At 77.6% G+C, this 1914-nt stretch carries 1 protein-coding gene and 1 pseudogene; both read left to right on the top strand.

Annotation, left to right across the window (positions count from 1 at the left end; all coding sequences use genetic code 11):
• Nucleotides 1–768, top strand: a 768-nt coding sequence (locus CWIS_RS12395) for a Gfo/Idh/MocA family oxidoreductase (RefSeq protein WP_048343627.1), incomplete at its 5' end; no start/stop codon positions are given.
• A gap of 65 nt (nt 769–833) precedes the next feature.
• Nucleotides 834–1914 (top strand): annotated as a pseudogene (locus CWIS_RS12390) (hypothetical protein); the annotation flags it as partial.

Here is a 1914-nt window from a genome sequence, read left to right as displayed (position 1 = left end):
GCGGCGGGTGCTCACGTGCTGGTCGACAAGCCGCTCGCGACGACGGCGCAGGACGCCGCCGCCCTGGCTGCGCGCGCCGACGGACGGCTCACGGTCTTCCAGAACCGTCGCTGGGACCCCGAGCAGCTCGCGCTGCTGGACCTGCTGGGACGCGACGAGCTCGGGCCCGTGCACCGGTTCGAGCGGCGCTGGGAGAGGTTCCGCCCGCAGCCGCAGGACCGGTGGAAGGAGAACGACGAGGACGCCGGCGGCCTGCTGCTCGACCTCGGTGCGCACCTCGTCGACTCCGCGGTGCAGCTGTTCGGTCCCGTGCGTCAGGTGTACGCCGAGCTCGCGGCGCGCACGACGCCCGCGGTCGACGACGTGTTCCTGGCGCTGCACCACGACAGCGGCGTCCTGAGCCACCTGCAGGCAGGCGGGCTCGTGGGCGCGCCTGGCCCGCGGACGCGCGTGCTCGGAGCGCGGGCCGCGTACCTCGTGACGAGCTTCGAGGGCGAGCCGACCCCGTTCGAGGCGCTCGACGACGCGTACGAGGAGAGCCGCCGTCCCGGTGAGCCGGTGCACGAGGGCTGGCTCGTCCGCGGCGCCGAGCGCACGCCGGTGCCCGCGCCGCGCGGGGGGCACCACGACATCTACCCGGCCCTCGCGGAGTGGGTGCTCGGTGGCGCACCGGCGCCGGTGGACCCGGCCGATGCGGTCGCGACCGCGCGCGTGCTCGACGCCGCCCGGCGGTCGGCGGCCGAGGACGAGGTGGTCCGGCTCACCTGAGCCCGCGCGCGGGCCTGTGGACGAGCGACGACGCCCGGACGCGCACTCCGCTTCGATGTGCGTCCATGACGAGTGACGTGCGAGTCAGCCCTGAGGTCGACCTGGCGCTCGCCGCTGCGGGCTACCGCGCCCTGGCCCCCGGGGACGACGGCGCGCTGGTCGCGGTCGCGCTCGACGGTTCGGAGCGCCGCGTCGAGCTGCACGTCCTGCCGGCCGACGACACGACGCGTGCGCGCGTCGGCGCGTGGCGGTCGGTGCGGCACGAGCACCTGGTGCGCGTGCTCGAGGTGGTGCCGCTGTCGGCCGCCGAGATCGGGGTCTTCTCCGAGCACCTGCCCGGCCTCAGCCTCGTCCGGCTGTGCGCCGCGCGTGGACCCCTGTCCGACGGCGAGGCCGCGACCCTCGCGATCCCGGTCGCGCAGGCGCTCGAGGCGATGCACGCCGTCGGCATCCAGCACGGCGGCGTCGGTCCGCGCTCGATCCTCGTCGACGCGGACGGGCGTCCGGTGCTCGCCGGGCTGGGTGCCGCGCTGCGGCACGTCCCCACGGCGTCCGACGAGTCCGCCGCCGACGTCCGTGCGCTGCTCGCCGCGGTGCTCGAGCCGCTCGCCGTGCCCGGCACGGGCGGGGGAGACGGCTCGCTCGGCGAGGCGCTCGAGGACCTACTGCACGAGCCTGCGCCGAGCGCCGCGCGCGTGGTGGACCGGTGCTTCCGGGTCGCCGTGCCGCAGCCGGTGCGGCTGCCCGACCCGACCGGCACCGGGCGGGACGTGGCGCACGACTTGGGGTCGCTGCGCGCGACTGCCCGCGGCGACAGCGGGGCCCGCGCGCGACGGGGTGGTGCGAGAGCCGGACGGCACGGCGCGACCAGTGGGCTCCGCCCGGCGAGCGACGTGGAAAGCGGTCCCGTGAGAGGGCGCGGTCCGGCCGGGCGACCCGGCCTGGCGCGCGTGATGATCGCCGGTGCGTGCGCCGTGGTGCTGGCCGCCGCGGTGACGGTGACCGTGCTCGTCGCACCGTGGCGCGCGACCACCGACGGGGGGACGGCCGCCGCGGCGCCCGGCCCGGTCGCGGGCCCGCGGGCGACGTCGGTGCCCGCCCGGACCGATCCGCGGGACGCAGCGGTCGCGCTCACGCAGCGGCGTG

It is taken from the genome of Cellulomonas sp. A375-1, assembly GCF_001040865.1.
In the GTDB taxonomy this organism is placed as follows: Bacteria; Actinomycetota; Actinomycetes; order Actinomycetales; family Cellulomonadaceae; genus Cellulomonas; species Cellulomonas gelida.
Note: the sequence above shows the minus strand (reverse complement) of the source record. Positions and strands in the feature narration are given on the sequence as shown.